We start from the raw sequence: 19,838 nt of genomic DNA, 5'->3' as shown, positions 1-19,838 counted from the left end.
CGCAGTCCGAGCGGACCGCAATGACGGGGCAGAATTACTTGAGCGAGCGGGATCCAGCGCAAGCTCCTGGCCCCCGCGGATCCCTTGGTTCGCTGCGCCCTACCCCATCCACACCGGCATCAGCGCCAGCGCGCTGACCACGGTGGCGATCGCGACGCGGGTGCTCGCGCGCGGCGCCAAGGTCATCAACAAGGTCCAGGCCAGCGCCGACAGCATCAGCGCCGCGCACCAGAACACCGGCCCTTGCGACCAGCCCCAGCCGGCGACGAACAGGGCGAAGTCGAGCCCCAGCAAGCCCCACCCGGCCGCGCGCAGCCAACGGCCGCGGCGCGGGTCGAAGGCGCGCGCGAACAGTTGCCGGTGATGCTTCTCGAGTCCGAGACTGAGCAGGCACCAGGCCGCGACGCCGAGACTGAAACCCAACCACAACATGCGATGTTCCTCAGTGATCGGCCACGGCCGTGTCGTTGATTGCGGCCTCGTCGCGGGCGCGGCCGCGCGCGGAACGCGCCGGCGCCGATTGCCGCGCCTTGGCGAACGAGTGCCGCGCCAACCAGGCGAAGGCGACGCTCAGGACGAGTGCGGTCAGGTCGACGCCGGCCAGGGCCCAGTCGCCGCGCGCGATCGTCGCAAACAGATGGCTTTGCGGCGCGGTCGCCAGGTTGACCAGGGGGATCAGAGCGAAGGCGATCGCGTTGAGGGCGAAGAAATGGCCCCAGCCGCGGCTGCGCACCGCGGGGATCGCCGCGTACAGCGAGGCGACGATCCACACTGCGCAGAACACCCCGATCTCCCAGCTCGCGCGCTCGGCGGTCGCGGCCGGAATCAGGCGGTTGGCGATCAGCATCGCCGCGCTCGCCAGCGGCATGCCGCCGACCACGCCGAGATTGAGCGCTTGCACCAGGCCATAGCCCGACCACGCGCCGGCTTCGGCGACCTTCCTGGCGCGCTTGTTGACCCAGACCTGCATGCCGCTGGCGATCATCACGCAACCGGCCAGGCCGAGCACGAAGTACAGCCAGCGCAGCGCGCTGCCGCCCCATTGCGCCATGTGCAGGCCGCCGAGGAAGGTATAGGTCTTGTAGCCGGCCTTGTACGCGCCGGACTCGTGCAACAGCCGGCCGTCGTTGGCGTCGTAGAAGACCTGGTCGAAATTCCACGCCACCGCGCGACTGTGATCGCCGCCGAAGGAGATCGTCGCGCTGGTGTCGTCGGGATGGTGCACGCTGACCCAGGAAATCGGCTGGCCCAGGCGCTCGCGCGCGTCGGCGATCAGCTTGTCGATCGGATAGATCGACTTCAACGGCCGGTGGGTTTCCGGGCGCTCGTAGCTGTCGCTGGCTTCGACGTAGAACTTCTCGACGTCGCCGTCGTAGGCCGCGAGCAGGCCGGCCGGCATGTAGTTGGCGACGAAGATCGCCACGCCGGTGTAGGCGATCATCAGGTGGAACGGCAGGCCGAGCACGCCGGTCAGGTTGTGGCCGTCGAGCCAGGCACGCTGTCCGCCGCTCTTGGGCCGGAAGGTGAAGAAGTCCTTGAAGATGCGCTTGTGGATCACGATGCCGGTCAGGATCGCGATCAGCATGAACATGCCGGCGATGCCGACGATGTACATGCCCCAGGTTTCCGAATGCAGGTTGTAGTGCAGGGTGAAGAAGAACTCGCCGCCGGCGGTTTCCGGAACGACCTGGCCGGTGCTGGTATCGATGTTGATCGCGTCGTGCGGGCCGGCGTCGTAATACACCGCCGACTGCAGCGCCGGGTTGCGTTCGCTCGGCAGGGTCACGTAATAGGCGTGCGGATGCGGCTTGGCGATGCGCTGCAGGCCTTCGATGGTCCGGCTCAGGTCGATGTTCTCGGCCGGGGTCTTGCCGTGCAGCGCCGGCTGCATCCAGTGCGTCAGTTCTTTGTCGAAACAGGCGATGGTGCCGCCGACGAAAATCACGAACAGCAGCCAGCCGATCACCAGGCCGGCCCAGGTATGCAGCCAGGCCATCGCCTGCGAGAAGGTGCTCTTCATGCCTGCGCGCTCACGGTCGGGCAGCCAGTTCGGGGAACAACGCCGCGATGCCGTACAAGGCGGCCGCCGACAGGGCCGGCGCCCAGCACGCGCGCCACGGCGTGCGCGCGGCGAAGGCGTACATGGCCACGCCGCACCAGACGAAGAAACACAGCAGGCTCGCGGTGACCACGCGATCGTTGCGGCCGAGCGGCAGCGCCAGGGTCAGGAACGCGGTCGAGGCGTAGGCGACAGCATAGCCGATCGCGATGGCGGCGAACGCGCGCACCGCGACTTCGCCGCGATAGCGCCACGACAGGGTCGGGCGCGGCTTGCGGGCGGGCGCGGAGGACGGATGGACGAGGGTCTGGGTCATACGCGGGTCATGGCCTGGCCGGTCCACCCGGCAGTCCGGCCGGTTGGATCGCGAAGCATGCTTGTGGAGGCGAACCGACAGTCTAATTGGCAATAGTTCTCATTTGCAAACCAGCCAGAAGGCTGGCCCGACGCCGGCCGGGCGACCCATACCAGTGCGATACGAGTGCGATACAAGTGCAATACAACTCCGGCCCACAGTCCGGGCCCGGGACCGGCTACGATCGCGGCTTCCGCTGAAGTCCCATCCCCCGCCCAGGAGCGTCACGGATGCGTCGTGCCCTGTTTGCCGTACTGCTGTTGGCCCTCGCCCAGCCCGCCGCCCTCGCCCAGCCGGCGGCGCCGCCGGCCGGCGACATTCGCGATCTCGACACTCTGGTCGTCACCGGCGAACAACCCGGGCCGGGCATGTGGAAGGTCGTGCGCGGCGGCCACGTGCTGTGGATCCTCGGCACCCTGAGCCCGTTGCCGAAAGACATGACCTGGCTGTCGCGCGAAGTCGAGGCGGCGATCGCCGAGTCCGAGGAAGTGATCGCGCCGCCCTCGGTCAACTTCGGCACCGAGCTCGGCATGCTGCGCACGATGATGCTGATCCCGACCGCGCTGAAGGCGCGCAAGAATCCCGACGGCAAGACCCTGCAGGAAACCGTGCCGGCCGACCTCTACGCGCGCTGGCTGACGCTCAAGGCGCGCTACATCGGCCGCGACGGCGGGGTCGAAAAATGGCGGCCGATCTTCGCCGCGCAGGAACTTTACGAAGCGGCGATCCGCCAGTCCGGGATGACCCTCAAGGGCGTGGTCCAGCCGGTGGTCGAGAAGACCGCCAAGCTGCACGACGTGCCGATCGTCGAGGCTCGGGTCACGGTCAAGATCGAAAACCCGAAGGCCGCGCTCAAGGAATTTTCGGCCAGCGCGCTCGACGACCGCGAATGCTTCGCCAAGACCCTGTCGCGTATCGAAAGCGACCTGGAATCGATGCGCGCACGCGGCAACGCCTGGGCGGTCGGCGACATCGCCAGCCTGCGCACCCTGCCGCAGGGCGACCAGTACCGCACCTGCCTGGAAGCGCTGGCCGCCACCGGCGTCGCCAGGCGCCTGGGGTTCGGCGATTTGCGCGAACGCGTCGCCGCGACCTGGCTGGAACGCGCGCAAGACTCGCTGGCGAAGAACCGCAGCACCTTCGCGACCCTGCCGGTGTCGGACCTGCTCGAACGCGGCGGCCTGCTCGACCGCCTGCGCGAACAGGGCTATACCGTCGAAGATCCCTGAGCGGCGGCCGATCGCGCCGCCGTCATACGCATCGGCATTCAATCGCGCCGGCGGCGCACCCGGCCGCGGTGGCCGTCGACTTCGACGCGCTCGCCTTCGCTCAGCGCAGCGAGAATGCCGGGCAGATTCGCCACCGCCGGAATGCCGAACTCGCGCGCCACGATCGCGCCATGCGAGAGGTAGCCGCCGGTCTCCATCACCAGCGCGCCGGCCTTGAGGAACAGCGGCGTCCAGGCCGGGTCGGTGCTCGGCGCGACCAGCACGTCGCCGCTTTCCAGCGCCCCCGCCTCGCGCGGGTCGCGGACGATGCGTGCCCGTCCGCTGGCGCGGCCGGCGCCGATCGGCGTACCCGTCCAGAACGCGCCGTCGCCATCCTGCATCGCCGCCGCATGATTCGCGGTCGCTGCCGCGGCGAGCTCGCCGTGTTCGATCACCACCTCGGGTTCGACCGTCGCCGCCCAAGCCAGACGGGTAGCGCGGCGTTCGTCGGCGCGCGCCTTGGCCTGGCGCAGCCCGAGCCGGCCTTCGGCGACCGCGCACAGTTCTTCGGCGGTCAGGTCGAAGACTTCGTCGGGCTCGGCGAAGCCGCCGTCGCCGGACAGCCGTTCGCCGAGCTTCATCGCCACCCGGCGTATCGCTTCGAAATACGCCATCAATGCGCTGCGCGCCGCCTCGCGTTGGTTGCAATCGACGGTCGCGCTGCGCGCCAGATGGCGGATCAGCGGCCGCAGCCAGACCGGCGTGCATCCGCTCACCCGCTGCCAGGCCTGCGCCGAAATCTCGCGCTGGCGCTGCCGCAAGGCTTCGGCATCGCGGCCGACCAGGGACGCGACCATATCGAGCAGATAGGCCGGTTGCTCGCGCCAACGCGGCTGACGCAGATAGCTCTCGGCCACCGCGCGGTGGCCGTAACGTCCGAGAAAGCCGGCGAACTCGCGCCGGAAGGCGCTGCTCTGCGGCAGCTGGGCCGACCATTGCGCGCTGTCGCGACCGTCGCTGCGCAGCCATGACGACGCGGCCTCGTCCGCGGCCGCGACCTGGGCCAGCGCGATCAACTCGTAACCTTGCTGCGCGGTCACGCTGCTCTCGCCGCCGGCCATCAAGGCCGCGGTCAACGCCTGCCCTTCGCCCGGACAGCGTTTTTCGATCACATCGACGAGGGTGGTCAGGGTGCCGCCGGCCGAACCTTGCAGGAAGAACAACTCGTCCGATGCGCGCACCTGCGCGACCTGCTGGCGCAACAGCGCGGCGAGGCTGCGATTGCCCTGCGACAGCTCCTGTTCGCGCCAGGCTCGGGCCTGCTCGCGCGCACGGGCCAGATCCGCGTCCGCGCTGCGGCGTTTCTTCAATGATCGCCGCATATAGCGCACCAAGCGCCGGCCGCGTTGCATGCGCGTACGCCACGACGGCGCCGGCACCGCGATCGTCCCCTGGCCGCCGCCGAGCAGGGCGTTGATCGCCGCCGGCGCGATGCCATAGGCGTCGTAACCCTCCCACTGGATCAGCGATGCCTCGAGATAGACCCGGCCGTGATGCAGGCTGGCGTGGGGGACCCCGGGCAATACCGGATAACCGCCGAGCTCGTAGCCGAGCGTCAGCATGCGGTCGGCGGCGATCGCGTACAGCGACCAGTCCATCGCCGACAGCGGCTCGGGCAGGATTTCCTTGGTGTTGCCGCGCGTCCACAGGCTCGGCTGTTGCGACAGCGCCGGATAGGTATGGCGCGCGCTCGCCGTCACCGGCCGCGCCTGCACGATCCAGAAACGGTCGCCGTCCCAGACCCACTCGACGTCGAAACGCGGCCGGGCGAAATCCAGCGCCGCCGCCGCGTCGCGCGCGAGCGCGGCGATTTCCAGGGCGCCCGCCGGGGTCAGCACCGCACGCTCGGCCAACTCGCGCGGGGTTTCCGATAACTCCGTGCCTCCGCCGGCGCGTTCGCGCGAGTGTTGGCGCTTGGCGCCGATACGTTGCTCGATCGGTTCCAGGCCGTCGTCGATGCGCCGTACCTGCAGACGGTATTCGTCGACGTCGGCGTGGCCGCCGACCAGGGCTTCGCCGAGCCCCCAGTGCGCATTGATCAGCACGCGGTCGTCGCGGCCGGACAGCGGATCGCAAGTGAATACCACCCCGGAAGCGACCGCCGGCAACGACGGCATGATCACCACCGCCATCGCCGTGTCGTCGGCGGCGAAACCGAAACGTTCGCGATAGGCGACGGCCGCGGGTTCGCGCGCCGAATCCCACACCGCGACGATCGCGGCGGCCAGCGCCTCGGCGCCGCGGACGTTGAGGCAGGAGCGATGCAGGCCGGCGAACGAAGCGCGCGCCGAGTCCTCCTGCGGTGCCGACGAACGCACCGCCAGCGCGCGCTCGCCCCAGCCGCGGCCGTGTATTTCCTCGAGGATGCGCGCCAGCAACTGCGGCGGCACCGAGCCGTCGGCGGCGCGCTCGCGGCTGGCCGCGGCGGCGATCACCAGGCCGTCCGGCACCGGCAAGCCGAGCCGCGCCATCCGGCCGAGTTGCCAGCCCTTGCCGCCGGCTTGCGCGGGCCCGGCCTCGGCCGCGGCCGGCCAGTCCAGCAGCCACGCACTCATCGCGACTTCCGCGCGCCGACCGGGCGGCTCGCACCATGCACGAAGACATCGACGATCGCGGCGAATTCGTTTTCCAGATCGCCGTCCGCGCTCGCCAGCCAGCGCATCAGCGCGGCGAGATGCAGATGCTGCAATAGGCTCGCCAGGTGCGCCGGCGGCAGGTCGGCACGCAACTCTCCGCTGCCCTGCCCGGCTTCGATCCAGACCGCGAACAAACGCTCCATGCCGCTGCGTTCGCCCTCGTCGTCGCGCGCACGCGCCGCGGCGTCGACCTGTCGGAAACGGAAGCGCAGATAGTGCGGCAGATACGCGCGCCGCCCCTGGTACCACTGCGCCGAGGCCTCCAGCCAGCGCGACAGACGCGAAACGAAGCCGACGCGCTCACCGACGCTGTCGTTCGGTCCCTCCATGGCGCCCATGGCCGCCGCCAGCTCGCCGTGGAACTGATGCGCCAGCAACGCTTCCTTGACTGGAAAGTGGTTATAGAGCGTGCCCTTGGCGACGTCGGCGGCCTCGGCGATCTGCTCCATCGTCACCGCCTCGAAACCGCGCGCCTCGAACAGCCCGAACGCGGTCGCGGCGAGATGGTCGAGGGTCTGGTTGCGCTTGCGCTCGCGCCTGCCGGGCTCCGCTGCAGGTTCGCGCACGGATTCGGGCTGCAGTCTGGGAACGGGCATGGCCTTGACTTTGGTGAACTAAGGCCAATTTTATACGACGTTCAAATTTAACCGCAAGCCCAGCCCTGCCCTGGCCGCGGCGCCGGGACGACAGGCCCGATATCGGCCGGACGCCCGACTCAGGGACGCGAGCGCACGTCGTCCAGCACCGGCACCAGGGCCAAGGTCATCAGCAGGGCGGCAAGCGGGATCGTGGCGCTGAAACCGATCCGGCCGAACCCGACCGCCCCGGTCACGCCGCCGACGAAGAACGCGGCGACCAGAATGGCCAGAGTCCTGAGCTTGCGGCGATTCGCCGCCACCCGCGGGACGCTTTCGCTGTCGGGGGTGCGGTTCCAGTACGCGAGCTTGCCGAGCTCGATGCCGAGGTCGGTAATCATCCCGGTGACGTGGGTGGTGCGGATTTCCGCGCGCGACAGCTTGGTGATCATGGCGTTCTGCAGGCCCATGATGAAACACAGCACCATCACCGTGACCGATACGAACAGCAGTTGCCGCCCCTGCAGGCTGCCGCCCAGCAGACCGAACCCGAGCAGCAGGCCGGCCTCGATCAACAACGGCAAGGCGAACTCGCTGTGCAGCCGGCGGCGGCGCCCCCAGTTGACCAGCACGGCCGAACACGCCGCGCCCGCGACGAAGGACAGCAACGCACCGAGGCCGTCGAGCACCAGGCCCAGGCTGCCGAGCGCGAGGTCGTCGGCCATCGCCGACAGGATGCCGGACATGTGCGAGGTGTATTGCTTCACCGCGAGGAACCCCCCGGCGTTGACCGCCCCGGCCACGAAGGCGAGGCAGTACGCGAGGTGACGGTCGGCGCGCGGCCCACGCTCCCGGCCGGTCAGATTGCGAAGATAAGCGATAGGCATTCAGCCCCCTTCACGACCGCGCCGACGAATCGCGACGACTGCATTATCGCCGGTGTCTCGCTTCGCGGCTCGGCGCAGGTTTCGCCGCGGCAGCGCAAGCGCGGGCATGCGGCCGCTCCGGCGGTATCGCCGGGCCGATCACGACTCGAGAAAGAGGCCTGGCCTCGGTGTCCATTCGGCTGGAATGGAAGACAGGAAGCCCGTGCGGGTCGTCCGGTCGATCGATCTAGTGGTCGGGACGGCCGGATTTGAACCGACGACCCTCTGCCCCCCAGGCAGATGCGCTACCAGGCTGCGCTACGCCCCGACGTGTTGCTAGATCTGTCTTGCAAATCCGCGCTTGCAAGACGCTCCGCTCTTGCGAACGGGCGGCAAGTATAGCCGCTGGCGCCGGCAATGGGGAATCGGCAATGGGGAATCTGGAATGGAAATCGGCGGGCGCGGGCGCCACGTCCGATTCCTCGCTGCCGATGCCCGAGTCCCGGCCGCCCGACGGCCTTTCAGCGGCGCAGCAGCTGCAGGACTTCTTCGAGTTCCATGCGCACTTGCTTGACGATCTGCGAGCTCAGCGCCGATTCGTCCTTCGCCGACTCGCCTTCCAGGCGCAGGCGCGCGCCGCCGATCGTATAGCCCTGTTCGTACAGCAGGCCGCGGATCTGCCGCACCATCAGCACCTCGTGGCGCTGGTAGTAGCGGCGGTTGCCGCGGCGCTTGACCGGATTGAGCGTGGGAAACTCGGTTTCCCAGTAACGCAGCACGTGCGGCTTGACGTCGCACAGCTCGCTGACTTCGCCGATGGTGAAGTAACGCTTCGCCGGGATCGGCGGAAGTTCTCGGTTACTGCCCGGATCAAGCATGCCCGCCTCCGCTGTACGCTTCGACGCGTTCCTTCAGTTTCTGGCCCGGGCGGAAGGTGACCACCGTACGCGCCGAAATCGGGATCTCCTCGCCGGTCTTGGGGTTGCGACCGGGCCGCTGGTTCTTGCGGCGCAGATCGAAATTGCCGAAGCCCGACAGCTTGACCTGCCGTCCCTGCTCGAGAGCCTCGCGCAACGCATCGAAGAACGCGTCGACGAACTCCTTGGCCTCGCGCTTGTTGAGCCCGACTTCGTCGAACAACCGCTCCGCCATTTCCGCTTTCGTTAGTGCCATTTTGTCCTCTGCGCGACGCCCGGGCTGGGACCGGGGCCGCAATCGCCACACGCCTCGCGAGTACTCACGTGCGCAACCGGGCACCGTGTTCGCGTTCCACCGCCGCCGTCACTTCGGCCACGACCGCGTCCACATCCCGATCGGTCAGGGTGCGCGATTCATCCTGCAGAATCAAGCCCATAGCGAGACTCTTGAATCCGGTTTCCACGCCCTTGCCCTGGTAGCGGTCGAACAGGACCAGCTCGCGCAGGCTGGGGCCGGCGGCCGCCTGAACGGTGGCCCGGATGGCCGACCACGCCACCGATTCGGCGACGATGAAGGCCCGGTCGCGACGCACCGAGGGGTATTTGGACAGCGCCGAGGCTCGGGGAATGGCGCGCTCGACCAGCGGCGCCAAATCCAGCTCGAAAGCGACCACGTCCTGGTCGAGGTCCAGCGCCTTCAGCAGGCGCGGATGCAGCTGGCCGATCCAGCCCAGACGGCGCTCGGCGCCGCCGTCGACCCGGTAGACGTCGGCCGAGCGGCCCGGATGGGCCCAGGGCTGCTGCGACGGACGGTAGTCCAGACGGGCACCGGCGGCGGCCGCGAGGCTGTCCAGGTCGCCGCGCAGGTCGTGGAAACCGACCGGACGCGCGCAGGCGCCCCATTGCTCGGCCTGAACGTCGCCGCAGACCGCCGCGGCGATGCGCTGGGTCTCCAGCGGCGCGGCCGCGGGAGTGGCGCGGAACACGTTGCCGAGCTCGAACAGGCGCACGCGCGCCTGCTGGCGCGAGGCGTTGCGGGCCAGGGCCGCGACCAGCCCCGGCAGCAGCAGGGTGCGCATCACGCCGAGTTCGGCGCTGAGCGGGTTGGCCAGCGGCACCGCGCCCTCGCCGGCCTGCCACAGCGCCAGCCAGGCGGCGTCGACGAAGGCGTAGTTGACCGCTTCCAGATAATCGCGCGCGGCCAACTGGCGGCGCACGGTCGCGGCATCGACGCGGGTCTCGCTCGGAGCGACCAGGCGCGCGGAACCGGCCGGCAAGGTGGTCGGAATCCGGTCGTAACCGTGGATGCGGGCGATTTCCTCGATCAGGTCTTCCTCGATCGCGATATCGAAGCGCCGACTCGGCGGTGTCACCCGCCAGCCGTCGTCGCTGGCTTCGACGGTCAGCCCGAGCGCACCGAGGATGCGCTCGACTTCGGCGTCGGCTACGGTCAGGCCCAGCACGCGCGCCAGGCGCGCGCGTCGCAGCCTGACCGGCTGCGGATGCGGCAAATGCTCCGGCAGCGCCGACTCGTTCAGCGGCCCCGGGGTACCGCCGGCGATGTCGAGGATCAAACGGGTCGCGTATTCGATGGCGATGCGCGGCAGCTCGGGATCGACCCCGCGTTCGAAACGATGGCCGGCGTCGGTGTGCAGGCCGAGCTTGCGGCCGCGGCCGATGATCGCCGCCGGGGCGAAATGCGCCGCTTCCAGGAACACGTTGCGGGTCGCATCGGTCACCCGGCTGTCGAAGCCGCCCATGATGCCGCCGAGGGCGATCACGCGCTGCGCGTCGCCGCTGCCGTCGGTGATCGCCAGGAACGATTCGTCGAGGTTCACGCTCTGGCCGTTGAGCAGCTTGGTGCTCTCGCCGGCGCGGGCATGGCGCACGCCGACCGGGCCGGTGAGGGTGTCGCGGTCGAAGGCGTGCATCGGCTGGCCGATTTCGAGCATCACGTATTGGGTGACGTCGACCAGCAGCGAGACCGGACGCACGCCGCTGCGGCGCAGGCGTTCGGCCATCCACACCGGGGTCGGCGTGGTCGCGTCGAGGCCTTCGATCACGCGGCCGCAATAGCGCGGCACGTCGGCGCCGGCGTCGAGCTCGACTTGCAGGCTCGCCGCGATGGCGGCCTCGACCGGCGCGATCTCCAACGGGCTGACCGCGCTGCGGGTGGCGGCGGCGACGTCGTAGGCGATGCCGCGCACGCTGAAGCAGTCGGCGCGGTTCGGGGTCAGCTTGATCTCGATGCTGGCATCGGGCAGCGCGAGATATTGCGCCAGCGGCGTGCCGACCGGGGCGTCGGACGGCAGTTCGAGCAGGCCCGAAGCGTCCGGGTCGACACCGAGTTCCTTGGCCGAGCACAACATGCCGAACGACTCGACGCCGCGCAGCTTGGCCGCCTTGATCGCCAGGCCGCCGGGCAGCGAGGCGCCGACCGTGGCCAAGGGCGCGATCAGGCCGGCACGCGCATTGGGCGCGCCGCAGACGATCTGCACGGTGCCGTGGCCGGTATCGACCTGGCAGACCTGCAGGCGGTCGGCTTCGGGATGCTTCTCGGCGCTGACGATGCGGGCGACGACCACGCCGTCCAGCGATTCGCCCAGGGCGACGACTTCTTCGACTTCCAGGCCGATCGCGGTCAACGTCGCAGCCAGTTGCTCACGCGGGGCGGTGGTCGGCACATGCTGGCGCAGCCAGTTTTCGGAGAATTTCATGGGGATTCCGGGACTTGGGACTCGAGACTGGGGACTCGGAACTCGGGACTGGGGACTCGCAAACTTGAGGTTCGTGGATCTGCGGAACGCTGCAGCCGTTCCGAATCCGGAGCTCCCAGTCCCGAGTCCTGCGCTCGCTCAAGCGAACTGCTTGAGAAACCTGACATCGTTCTCGAAGAAACTGCGCAGGTCGTCGACGCCGTAGCGCAGCATGGTCAGGCGCTCCACGCCCATGCCGAAGGCATAGCCGGTGTAGCGCTCCGGGTCGATGCCGACATTGCGCAGCACGTTCGGATGGACCATGCCGCAGCCGAGCACTTCCAGCCAGCGAGTGCTGCCGTCGGGCTGCTGCCAGGCGATATCGACCTCGGCCGAGGGTTCGGTGAAGGGGAAATAGCTCGGGCGGAAGCGCATCTCGAAATCGCGCTCGAAGAACGCGCGCACGAATTCGGCCAGGGTGCCCTTGAGGTCGGCGAAGCTGGAGTGCTCGTCGATCAGCAGGCCTTCGCACTGATGGAACATCGGCGTGTGGGTTTGGTCGCTGTCGCTGCGATACACCTTGCCGAGCGCGATCATGCGCAGCGGCGGTTTGTTCTGCAGCATGTAGCGCACCTGCATGCCCGAGGTGTGGGTACGCAGCAGCCGCGCGACGCCGGCTTCGTCGGGCGCGAAATAGAAGGTGTCGTGCATCGCCCGCGCCGGATGGTGGGGCGGGAAATTCAGCGCTTCGAAGTTGTGCCAGTCGTCCTCGATCTCGGGGCCGTCGGCCAGTTCGAAACCCAGACGGCCGAAGATGTCGGCCATGCGCTCCATCGTCCGGCTGACCGGATGCAGGCCGCCGCGCGCGGCGTCGATGCCGGGCAGGGTCACGTCGATGGTTTCCGACGCCAGCCGCGCATCGAGCGCGGCCTCGTCGAGCGCGAGCTTGCGCTCGCCGAGTGCGGTGGTCAGCGCGTCGCGCGCCTTGTTGATCGCCTCGCCCGCGGCCTTGCGCTCCTCGGCCGGCAAGGTGCCGAGCTGCTTGAGCTGGGCGGTGACGCTGCCGGATTTGCCGAGCAGCGAAACGCGCAGCGCTTCGATCGCATCGGAAGACGCCGCCGCGGCGATCTCGTCCAGCGCCTGTCGGGTCAGTGCTTCGATTCCACTCATCGCCTTTCCAATCTCTTAGCGCCCGGCGCGGGGTTCGCCGGGCATCGTCCTCGGACCGTCGCTGCGGCGAACCACCGGACCCCGCCTGCGCGGCCTCGCTGTCGGGAACCGAAGCGCGGCGCCGCTGGAACGGATGGATTCGGCTTCGACCGAACGACGAGCGGTACTGCGGCCTGCCGTTGCCGCGAACCGCGGCAGCGACCGGATCGAACGACCCGCCGTGGCACCGACGACGGATCCGACGACGGATCCGGCAGCGGGCCTGGGATGGGGCCTGCAACAGGGCCCAGGAACATGGCCCAAACACGGGGCCCAGAACGGGGCCCAAAAACGACAATGGGGAAGGACTCGCGCCCTTCCCCATGCCTTAACCTTGTGCCCATGCCGCGAACCTCGTGCATCGGCACTCGGCTCGGACGGGGAATGAAGCAGGTTACGCCGCGAGCGCGCTCTTCGCCTTTTCGGCCAGCGCCGCAAAACCCTTCGCGTCGTGCACGGCGATGTCCGCCAGCACCTTACGGTCGAGGGTGATGCCGGCCTTGAGCATGCCGTTGATGAAACGGCTGTAGCTCATGCCGTTGATGCGGGCCGCCGCATTGATGCGGGTGATCCACAGCGAACGGAAATTGCGCTTCTTCTGCTTGCGACCGATGTAGGCGTACTGCAGCGCCTTCGTGACCGCCTGCTTGGCGACGCGGAAGACCTTGCGGCGGGCGTTGTAGTAGCCCTTGGCCTGCTTCAGGATTTTCTTGTGACGGGCTCGTGCCGTTACACCACGCTTAACTCGTGCCATTTTCTATTCTCCTCACAAATACGGAAGCATGCGGTCCAGACGGCCAGCGTCCTCGGCACGAACGTGGTTCGTCTGCCGCAGGTTGCGCTTCCGCTTGGTCGCTTTCTTGGTGAGGATGTGGCTCTTGTTGGCGTGGCCGCACTTGTACTTGCCGGAAGCGGTCTTCCGGAAGCGCTTGGCTGCCGCCCGATTGGTCTTGATCTTGGGCATTGCGATGTCCTTTCGGAGGTTTATGTCACTGGCCTGGGCGGTGGCACCGTCGCGCGCAATGCGCTGGCCACTCTTTCCGTCCTGCCCTTGCCGGCTTGTAAGTCGTTGATCTAAAACGAATCTACGACAGGTCCGTGATGCTGCATACAACAAACCCCGGCGAACCGGGCCGCACAGTATGCGCGAGGCGGTAAGTTTACGCAAATCAGCGGCTTACGGCCCCAGGCGGCGCTCCGGCCAGGCGGCCAGTACGGTTGCGCCGGCCTGCGCGGGTCCGTTGCGCGAAGTCGTTGCGCAATCCGGGCCAGGCCCATGCGCGACGCGGCCTCGCGGCGCAGGCAGCGCAGCGGCTCGGATCGACGACTCGGGGAGCGTCCGTATCGGCGCCACGCCGGATACGAGCAGGCCGGATACGAGCAGGCCGGATACGAACAGGGGCCGCTTTCGCGACCCCTGCAGGCTTACTGCTTTTTCTTCGGCGCGATCATCATGACCATCTGCCGCCCTTCCAGGCGCGGACGCGACTCGACGACGATGTCCTCGCCCAGGTCGGCCTCGATCCGGGCCGCCATTTCGCGGCCGAGTTCCTGATGGCTCATCTCGCGGCCACGGAACCGGATGTTGACCTTGACCTTGTCGCCTTCTTCCAGAAAACGGCGCATGTTGCGCAGCTTGATCTGGTAGTCGCCTTCGTCGGTCACCGGACGGAACTTGAGTTCCTTGATTTCGACCTGCTTCTGCTTCTTTTTGGCCGCATTGGCCTTCTTCTGCAGTTCGAACTTGTACTTGCCGAAGTCCATGATGCGGCATACCGGCGGATCGGCATTGGGCTGAATCTCAACGAGATCCAGCGCCTCGTCCTCGGCCATGCGCAAGGCTTCGTCGCGCGTAAGCACGCCGATCATTTCGCCATCGCTGCCGATCACGCGTACGCGCGGTACGCGGATCTCGTTGTTCTTACGATTCGGCTTCTCGGGGGTACTGATTGTTGCAATCTCCAAAGTGGATACGCTGTTTGCGCATCGGGCCGTCCCGGGCTCGGACCGGGACGGGATCTGTACAGGCTGCGCGCGGTTAGCCGACGTTCTCGGCGTTCAAACGCGAAGCGAACTCGGCGACGGTCATCGTCCCCAGGTCCTCCCCACCCCGCGTGCGCACGGCAATCATGCCATTGTCCTTCTCGCGGTCGCCGGCCACAAGCAGGTACGGCACGCGCTGCAGCGTGTGCTCGCGAATCTTATAGCCGATCTTTTCGTTCCGCAAATCGGACTGGACCCGGAACCCTTGATTTGCAAGGACTTTCCGGACTTCGTCCACATAATCGGCCTGAGCGTCGGTGATGTTCATCACGGTGGCCTGAATGGGGGCCAGCCAGGCCGGGAACTGGCCTGCGTGGTGCTCGATCAGGATGCCGATGAAGCGCTCCATCGAGCCCACGATGGCCCGATGGAGCATGACCGGGGTCCGGCGCTGGCTGTTTTCGTCGACGTATTCGGCCCCCAGGCGGCCCGGCATCATGAAATCCACCTGCATCGTGCCGAGCTGCCAGGTCCGGCCGATCGCGTCCTTGAGGTGGTACTCGATCTTGGGGCCGTAGAAGGCGCCCTCGCCCGGCAGCTCCTGCCATTCGACCCCGCAGGCGCCCAGGGCGCTGCGCAGGGCCGCCTCGGCCTTGTCCCAGGTGGCGTCGTCGCCCAGCCGCGAGTCCGGGCGCAGGGCGATCTTGATCTGGATGTCTTCGAAACCGAAATCGCCGTAGACCGCCAGGGCCTGGCGATGGAAGGCGGTGACCTCGGACTCGATCTGGTCTTCCAGGCAGAAGACGTGGCCGTCGTCCTGGGTGAAGCCGCGCACGCGCAGGATGCCGTGCAGCGCGCCGGAGGGCTCGTTGCGGTGGCAGGAGCCGAACTCGCCGTAGCGGATCGGCAGGTCGCGGTAGCTGTGCAGGCCCTGGTTGAACACCTGGACATGGCCCGGGCAGTTCATCGGCTTGACCGCGTAGGTGCGCTTCTCCGACTCGGTGAAGAACATGTTCTCCTTGTAGTTGTCCCAGTGGCCGGACTTCTGCCACAGCGACACGTCGAGGATCTGCGGGCAGCGCACTTCGCCGTAGCCGCTGTCGCGGTAGACCCGGCGCATGTACTGCTCGACGACCTGCCAGATCGACCAGCCCTTCGGATGCCAGAACACCAGGCCCGGCGCCTCTTCCTGCAGGTGGAACAGGTCCTGCTGCTTGCCGATGCGGCGGTGGTCGCGCTTCTCGGCTTCCTCGATGCGCTGGATGTACGCGGCCAACTGCTTCTTGTCGGCCCAGGCGGTGCCGTAGACGCGCTGCAGCTGCTCGTTCTTGGAGTCGCCGCGCCAGTACGCGCCGGAGATGCGGGTCAGCTTGAAGGCCTTGAGGAAACGCGTGTTCGGCACGTGCGGGCCGCGGCACATGTCGACGTACTCCTCGTGGTAGTACAGGCCCATCGCCTGCTCCTCGGGCATGTCCTCGACCAGGCGCAGCTTGTAGTCCTCGCCGCGCGACCGGAACACCGAGATCACTTCCTCGCGCGGCGTGATCTTCTTGATCACGTCGTAGTCCTTGTCGATCAGCTGAACCATGCGCTGCTCGATCGCGGCGAGGTCCTCGGGCGTGAACGGGCGCTCGTACCAGATGTCGTAGTAGAAGCCTTCGTCGATGACCGGGCCGATCACCATCTTGGCGGTCGGATACAGCTGCTTGACCGCGTGCCCGACCAGGTGGGCGCAGGAGTGGCGGATGATCTCGACGCCCTCCGGGTCCTTGGGGGTGATGATGCGCAGCTTGGCGTCGTGGTCTATGCGGTCGCTGGCGTCGACCAGCTTGCCGTCGACCTCGCCGGCGACGGTGGCCTTGGCCAGGCCGGCGCCGATGGAGGCGGCGACGTCCATGACGGACACGGGATGTTCGAATTCGCGGCGGCTGCCGTCGGGGAGCGTAATGGCGATCATGGCGGGGTCTTCGTAGGCTTGAGCGTTCGGTTGGGGCGGCCGCCCCGACCGGCAAGCGCCTCTTGGGCGGCCTGCGGCGGCGGCAGCGACCCGGAATAGGGAATCGGTGCGGAACGGCGCTGAGGGAGAAACCGGCTGGGCAGTCCGGCGAGGAAGCCTCGCGCGGCGGCGGCGCCGAAAGCCTTGGGGAAACGCCGTAAAGCTGGCGGCAAGAAAAAAGCGCCGCGAAGGCGCCTGCATCTGCGGGGCCTCGGGCGATTCAGCGATGGGCGCGGGTAGTGTCCATGTCGCACGCTAGGCCGGCGGTTCGCGCGGGCCACCTGGATTCGGGACGCGGCCGGATGCCGCGTCGCAGGCGCTAATACTTGGGGACGCGTGAGAACAAGTCAATGCGCGAGATGTCCGCGCGCCCTGCCGGCTTCGCCGCCGGAAAACAGAAAGGCCCGGCTTGCGCCGGGCCTTTCGTCACCGAATTGGTGGGCGGTACAGGGTTCGAACCTGTGACCCCTACCATGTCAAGGTAGTGCTCTACCGCTGAGCTAACCGCCCGTCGCCGTCTTGCCCTGAAAGCTGCTGCAAACTCCCCGGCGAGGGGCGCGCAGTGTAGCCCAGCGCGAGACGTCGGACAACCGTTTTTTACATCCGCGCGACACCGGCGGCCGCCCCGCCCGGGACGGGTCGCTCTCAGCTCGCGAACCCGGCGTCCTTGAGCCGGCGTAACTGATCGCGTACCGCCGCGGCCTCTTCGAACTCCAGGTCGCGGGCGTGCTGGTACATCTGCTGTTCCAGGGCCTTGATCCGGGCGGCGAACTGGGTCGGGCTGAGCGCGGCGTAGTCGGCGGCCTCGTCGGCGACCCGGCGCCCCTTGCCGCGGGCCTTGAGGCCCTCGGGGTCGACGCGCGCGCCTTCCATGACGTCGACGATGGTCTTGCTCACCGACTTGGGGGTGATGCCGTGCTCGGTGTTGTACTCGACCTGCTTCTGGCGGCGCCGGTCGGTCTCTTCGATCGCCTTCTGCATCGAGTTGGTGACGCGATCCGCGTACAGGATGGCCTTGCCGCGCAGGTTGCGCGCGGCGCGGCCGATGGTCTGGATCAACGAACCGGTCGATCGCAGGAAGCCCTCCTTGTCGGCGTCGAGAATCGCCACCAGCGACACCTCGGGCATGTCCAGGCCCTCGCGCAGCAGGTTGATGCCCACCAGCACGTCGAACTTGCCCAGGCGCAGGTCGCGGATGATCTCGACGCGCTCGACGGTATCGATGTCCGAATGCAGGTAGCGCACCTTGACCCCGTGCTCGGCGAGATACTCGGTCAGGTTCTCGGACATGCGCTTGGTCAGGGTCGTGATCAATACACGATCGCCCATGGCGACGCGCTCGCGGATTTCGCCGAGCACGTCGTCGACCTGGGTCGCGACCGGCCGGATCTCGACCTCGGGATCGATCAGGCCGGTCGGGCGCACGACCAACTCGGTCACCTGCCCTTCCGACTTGCGCAGCTCGTACGGCCCCGGCGTCGCCGAGACGAAGATCGAGCGCGGCGAACGGCCCTCCCATTCCTCGAACTTCAAGGGCCGGTTGTCGAGCGCCGAAGGCAGGCGGAAACCGAATTCGACCAGGGTTTCCTTGCGCGAGCGGTCGCCCTTGTACATCGCACCGATCTGCGGAATGGTCACGTGGGATTCGTCGACGACCAGCAGCGCGTCCGGCGGCAGATAGTCGAACAGGCACGGCGGCGGTTCGCCGGGCATGTGGCCGCTGAGGTGCCGCGAGTAGTTCTCGATACCGTTGCAATAGCCGACCTCGGCCAGCATTTCCAGGTCGAACTGGGTGCGCTGGGCCAGGCGTTGTGCCTCGACCAGCCGGTTCCGGGCGTAAAGTAGTTCCAGGCGTTCGCGCAGCTCGTCCTTGATCGTTTCGATGGCATCGAGCACCGTGCGCCGCGTGGTCACGTAGTGCGAGCCGGGGTAGATCGTGTAGCGCGGGACCTTGCTCAGGGTTTCGCCGGTCAGCGGGTCGAACAGGGTCAGGTTCTCGATCTCGCCGTCGAACAGCTCGATGCGCAGGGCCTCGGAGTCGCTTTCGGCCGGATGCACGTCGATGACCTCGCCGCGCACCCGGTAGGTCGCACGGCGCAGCTCGGTGTCGTTGCGGGTGTACTGCATTTCGGTCAGGCGGCGGATCAGCTCGCGCTGGTCGATGCGTTCGCCGCGAACCATGTGCAGGACCATGCGGAAGTATTCGTTCGGATCGCCCAGGCCGTAGATCGCCGACACCGTGCAGACGATGATCGCGTCGCGGCGCTCCAGCAACGCCTTGGTCGCCGACAGGCGCATCTGCTCGATGTGCTCGTTGACCGAGCTGTCCTTCTCGATGAAGGTGTCGCTCGAGGGCACGTAGGCCTCGGGCTGGTAGTAATCGTAGTAGCTGACGAAGTACTCGACCGCGTTATGCGGAAAGAACGCCTTGAACTCGCCGTACAGCTGCGCGGCGAGGGTCTTGTTCGGTGCCATGACCAGGGTCGGCTTCTGCACCGCCTGGATCACGTTGGCGACTGTATAAGTCTTGCCCGAACCGGTCACGCCGAGCAGGGTCTGCTGGGCCAGGCCGTTGTCGAAGCCCTGGATCAGGCGCTCGATGGCCTGCGGCTGATCGCCCGCAGGCGAATACGGCGCGACCAACTGGAAACCGGGGGACTGCTGACTGTCGTCCATCGTGCGACCCGAGCGTTGCGAGTCGTCCAGTTTAGCCAACTCGGTCGCAACGGGTGAGACCGGGGCGTGAAGGCGCCCCCTCTAAGTGCGAAGGCCCGCTCTGGGAGCGGGCCTTCGTTCACCTGATCGCGGGCTTCGCCCGATATGGATCAGTTGAGGTTCCAACACTCCTTTAGTGCAGCATTGTTGGGTGTTTTAACGCCGGTATTGGTGATCCCGAGCGTGCCGCACTTGTCCTTGCTTTGCCCTGTAGTAGTACTCGGCACCGCTTGCAGACTGAATGCGCTCGCGGTGGGCGCCCCGTTCAACGAGATCGTGTACTGGGCGGTGTCGCCGTCCTTCGGGGACTTGGTCGGCGCTCCGATCGACGTCAGGTTCGCTCCGACATAAGTATTCTGCATTGTGTAATAGCGCTCCATCGCCTGAGCGGCTTCGGCCAAGTCCGCCTTGGCTTGGCCCCGGCGGCTCTTGCGCACGCTGTCCTGATAGGTCGGCACCGCAATGCCGACCAGGATGCCGATGATGGCCACCACGACCATCAGCTCCATCAGAGTGAAACCCCGCTGAAGGCGCATCGCGGCTTTTGCAAACTGCTGGTTCAT

General features: G+C 67.5%; 16 protein-coding genes, 2 tRNA genes and 1 pseudogene. 1 reads left to right on the top strand and 18 read right to left on the bottom strand.

Annotated features, from left to right (window positions below):
* Positions 1-99: 99 nt before the first annotated feature.
* From AC6CH2_RS15130 to AC6CH2_RS15120, 3 genes are read right to left on the bottom strand one after another with little or no spacing between them, the layout of a single operon-like run.
* Positions 100-432 carry a DUF3325 domain-containing protein gene (locus tag AC6CH2_RS15130; protein ID WP_498269912.1) on the bottom strand — a complete coding sequence of 111 codons (333 nt, stop codon included), beginning with the start codon at positions 430-432 and terminating at the stop codon, positions 100-102.
* A 10-nt stretch (positions 433-442) separates the two neighbouring features.
* Positions 443-2,020, bottom strand: a complete 1,578-nt coding sequence (locus AC6CH2_RS15125) for a PepSY-associated TM helix domain-containing protein (RefSeq protein WP_498269911.1) — start codon at positions 2,018-2,020, stop codon at positions 443-445.
* Between the two features lie 10 nt (positions 2,021-2,030).
* Positions 2,031-2,375 carry a hypothetical protein gene (locus AC6CH2_RS15120; protein WP_435397122.1) on the bottom strand — a complete coding sequence of 115 codons (345 nt, stop codon included), beginning with the start codon at positions 2,373-2,375 and terminating at the stop codon, positions 2,031-2,033.
* Positions 2,376-2,644: 269 nt separating this feature from the next.
* Here AC6CH2_RS15120 and AC6CH2_RS15115 point away from each other — a divergent pair, with 269 nt between their 5' ends.
* The gene (locus tag AC6CH2_RS15115) at positions 2,645-3,643 is read left to right on the top strand and encodes a TraB/GumN family protein (protein ID WP_498269910.1); all 999 of its coding nucleotides are present in this window, start codon (positions 2,645-2,647) and stop codon (positions 3,641-3,643) included.
* A 38-nt stretch (positions 3,644-3,681) separates the two neighbouring features.
* Here the strand turns inward: AC6CH2_RS15115 and AC6CH2_RS15110 are convergent, their stop codons facing one another.
* From AC6CH2_RS15110 to AC6CH2_RS15040, 15 genes and pseudogenes are all read right to left on the bottom strand, one after another.
* Positions 3,682-6,237: a PEP/pyruvate-binding domain-containing protein gene (locus tag AC6CH2_RS15110; RefSeq protein ID WP_498269909.1), complete on the bottom strand. Its 2,556-nt coding sequence runs from the start codon at positions 6,235-6,237 to the stop codon at positions 3,682-3,684.
* Positions 6,234-6,914: a TetR/AcrR family transcriptional regulator gene (locus AC6CH2_RS15105; RefSeq protein ID WP_498269908.1), complete on the bottom strand. Its 681-nt coding sequence runs from the start codon at positions 6,912-6,914 to the stop codon at positions 6,234-6,236. The genes AC6CH2_RS15110 and AC6CH2_RS15105 overlap by 4 nt, the downstream gene beginning before the upstream one ends.
* A 125-nt stretch (positions 6,915-7,039) precedes the next feature.
* A pseudogene (locus AC6CH2_RS15100) lies at positions 7,040-7,780 on the bottom strand (YoaK family protein); the annotation flags it as partial.
* A gap of 230 nt (positions 7,781-8,010) precedes the next feature.
* Positions 8,011-8,087 (bottom strand) — tRNA-Pro (locus tag AC6CH2_RS15095).
* Positions 8,088-8,280: 193 nt separating this feature from the next.
* Complete coding sequence (locus tag AC6CH2_RS15090) at positions 8,281-8,637, bottom strand: MerR family transcriptional regulator (protein WP_036101932.1); 357 nt, start codon at positions 8,635-8,637, stop codon at positions 8,281-8,283.
* Positions 8,630-8,932: an integration host factor subunit alpha gene (locus tag AC6CH2_RS15085; RefSeq protein WP_435395564.1), complete on the bottom strand. Its 303-nt coding sequence runs from the start codon at positions 8,930-8,932 to the stop codon at positions 8,630-8,632. The genes AC6CH2_RS15090 and AC6CH2_RS15085 overlap by 8 nt, the downstream gene beginning before the upstream one ends.
* A gap of 64 nt (positions 8,933-8,996) precedes the next feature.
* On the bottom strand, positions 8,997-11,393 hold the full coding sequence (gene pheT / locus AC6CH2_RS15080; protein ID WP_498269907.1) for a phenylalanine--tRNA ligase subunit beta: 2,397 nt from the start codon (positions 11,391-11,393) through the stop codon (positions 8,997-8,999).
* Positions 11,394-11,531: 138 nt separating this feature from the next.
* Positions 11,532-12,542 carry a phenylalanine--tRNA ligase subunit alpha gene (gene pheS, locus AC6CH2_RS15075; protein ID WP_498269906.1) on the bottom strand — a complete coding sequence of 337 codons (1,011 nt, stop codon included), beginning with the start codon at positions 12,540-12,542 and terminating at the stop codon, positions 11,532-11,534.
* A 433-nt stretch (positions 12,543-12,975) separates the two neighbouring features.
* Positions 12,976-13,335, bottom strand: coding sequence for a 50S ribosomal protein L20 (gene rplT / locus AC6CH2_RS15070; protein ID WP_435395567.1), 360 nt, complete (start codon positions 13,333-13,335; stop codon positions 12,976-12,978).
* A 12-nt stretch (positions 13,336-13,347) separates the two neighbouring features.
* Positions 13,348-13,545, bottom strand: a complete 198-nt coding sequence (gene rpmI / locus AC6CH2_RS15065) for a 50S ribosomal protein L35 (protein WP_027083463.1) — start codon at positions 13,543-13,545, stop codon at positions 13,348-13,350.
* A gap of 461 nt (positions 13,546-14,006) precedes the next feature.
* Entirely contained in the window at positions 14,007-14,540 is a 534-nt protein-coding gene (gene infC, locus AC6CH2_RS15060; protein ID WP_200875790.1) for a translation initiation factor IF-3, read from the bottom strand.
* Between the two features lie 79 nt (positions 14,541-14,619).
* Entirely contained in the window at positions 14,620-16,521 is a 1,902-nt protein-coding gene (gene thrS / locus AC6CH2_RS15055; RefSeq protein WP_498269905.1) for a threonine--tRNA ligase, read from the bottom strand.
* A gap of 474 nt (positions 16,522-16,995) precedes the next feature.
* Positions 16,996-17,070 (bottom strand) — tRNA-Val (locus AC6CH2_RS15050).
* A 135-nt stretch (positions 17,071-17,205) separates the two neighbouring features.
* A complete protein-coding gene (uvrB, locus tag AC6CH2_RS15045) occupies positions 17,206-19,236 on the bottom strand; it encodes an excinuclease ABC subunit UvrB (protein WP_498269904.1) in 2,031 nt (676 codons plus the stop codon).
* Between the two features lie 149 nt (positions 19,237-19,385).
* On the bottom strand, positions 19,386-19,838 hold the full coding sequence (locus AC6CH2_RS15040) for a type IV pilin protein (RefSeq protein ID WP_498269903.1): 453 nt from the start codon (positions 19,836-19,838) through the stop codon (positions 19,386-19,388).

Source organism: Lysobacter sp. GQ73 (assembly GCF_059758755.1).
Note: the sequence above shows the minus strand (reverse complement) of the source record. Positions and strands in the feature narration are given on the sequence as shown.

Coding starts and splice junctions, on each gene's coding strand:
- AC6CH2_RS15130 (WP_498269912.1), bottom strand. CDS start 432: ATGTTGTGGTTGGGTTTCAGTCTCGGCGTCGCGGCCTGGTGCCTGCTC.
- AC6CH2_RS15125 (WP_498269911.1), bottom strand. CDS start 2,020: ATGAAGAGCACCTTCTCGCAGGCGATGGCCTGGCTGCATACCTGGGCC.
- AC6CH2_RS15120 (WP_435397122.1), bottom strand. CDS start 2,375: ATGACCCAGACCCTCGTCCATCCGTCCTCCGCGCCCGCCCGCAAGCCG.
- AC6CH2_RS15115 (WP_498269910.1), top strand. CDS start 2,645: ATGCGTCGTGCCCTGTTTGCCGTACTGCTGTTGGCCCTCGCCCAGCCC.
- AC6CH2_RS15110 (WP_498269909.1), bottom strand. CDS start 6,237: ATGAGTGCGTGGCTGCTGGACTGGCCGGCCGCGGCCGAGGCCGGGCCC.
- AC6CH2_RS15105 (WP_498269908.1), bottom strand. CDS start 6,914: ATGCCCGTTCCCAGACTGCAGCCCGAATCCGTGCGCGAACCTGCAGCG.
- AC6CH2_RS15090 (WP_036101932.1), bottom strand. CDS start 8,637: ATGCTTGATCCGGGCAGTAACCGAGAACTTCCGCCGATCCCGGCGAAG.
- AC6CH2_RS15085 (WP_435395564.1), bottom strand. CDS start 8,932: ATGGCACTAACGAAAGCGGAAATGGCGGAGCGGTTGTTCGACGAAGTC.
- pheT (WP_498269907.1), bottom strand. CDS start 11,393: ATGAAATTCTCCGAAAACTGGCTGCGCCAGCATGTGCCGACCACCGCC.
- pheS (WP_498269906.1), bottom strand. CDS start 12,542: ATGAGTGGAATCGAAGCACTGACCCGACAGGCGCTGGACGAGATCGCC.
- rplT (WP_435395567.1), bottom strand. CDS start 13,335: ATGGCACGAGTTAAGCGTGGTGTAACGGCACGAGCCCGTCACAAGAAA.
- rpmI (WP_027083463.1), bottom strand. CDS start 13,545: ATGCCCAAGATCAAGACCAATCGGGCGGCAGCCAAGCGCTTCCGGAAG.
- thrS (WP_498269905.1), bottom strand. CDS start 16,521: ATGATCGCCATTACGCTCCCCGACGGCAGCCGCCGCGAATTCGAACAT.
- uvrB (WP_498269904.1), bottom strand. CDS start 19,236: ATGGACGACAGTCAGCAGTCCCCCGGTTTCCAGTTGGTCGCGCCGTAT.
- AC6CH2_RS15040 (WP_498269903.1), bottom strand. CDS start 19,838: ATGAACCAGCAGTTTGCAAAAGCCGCGATGCGCCTTCAGCGGGGTTTC.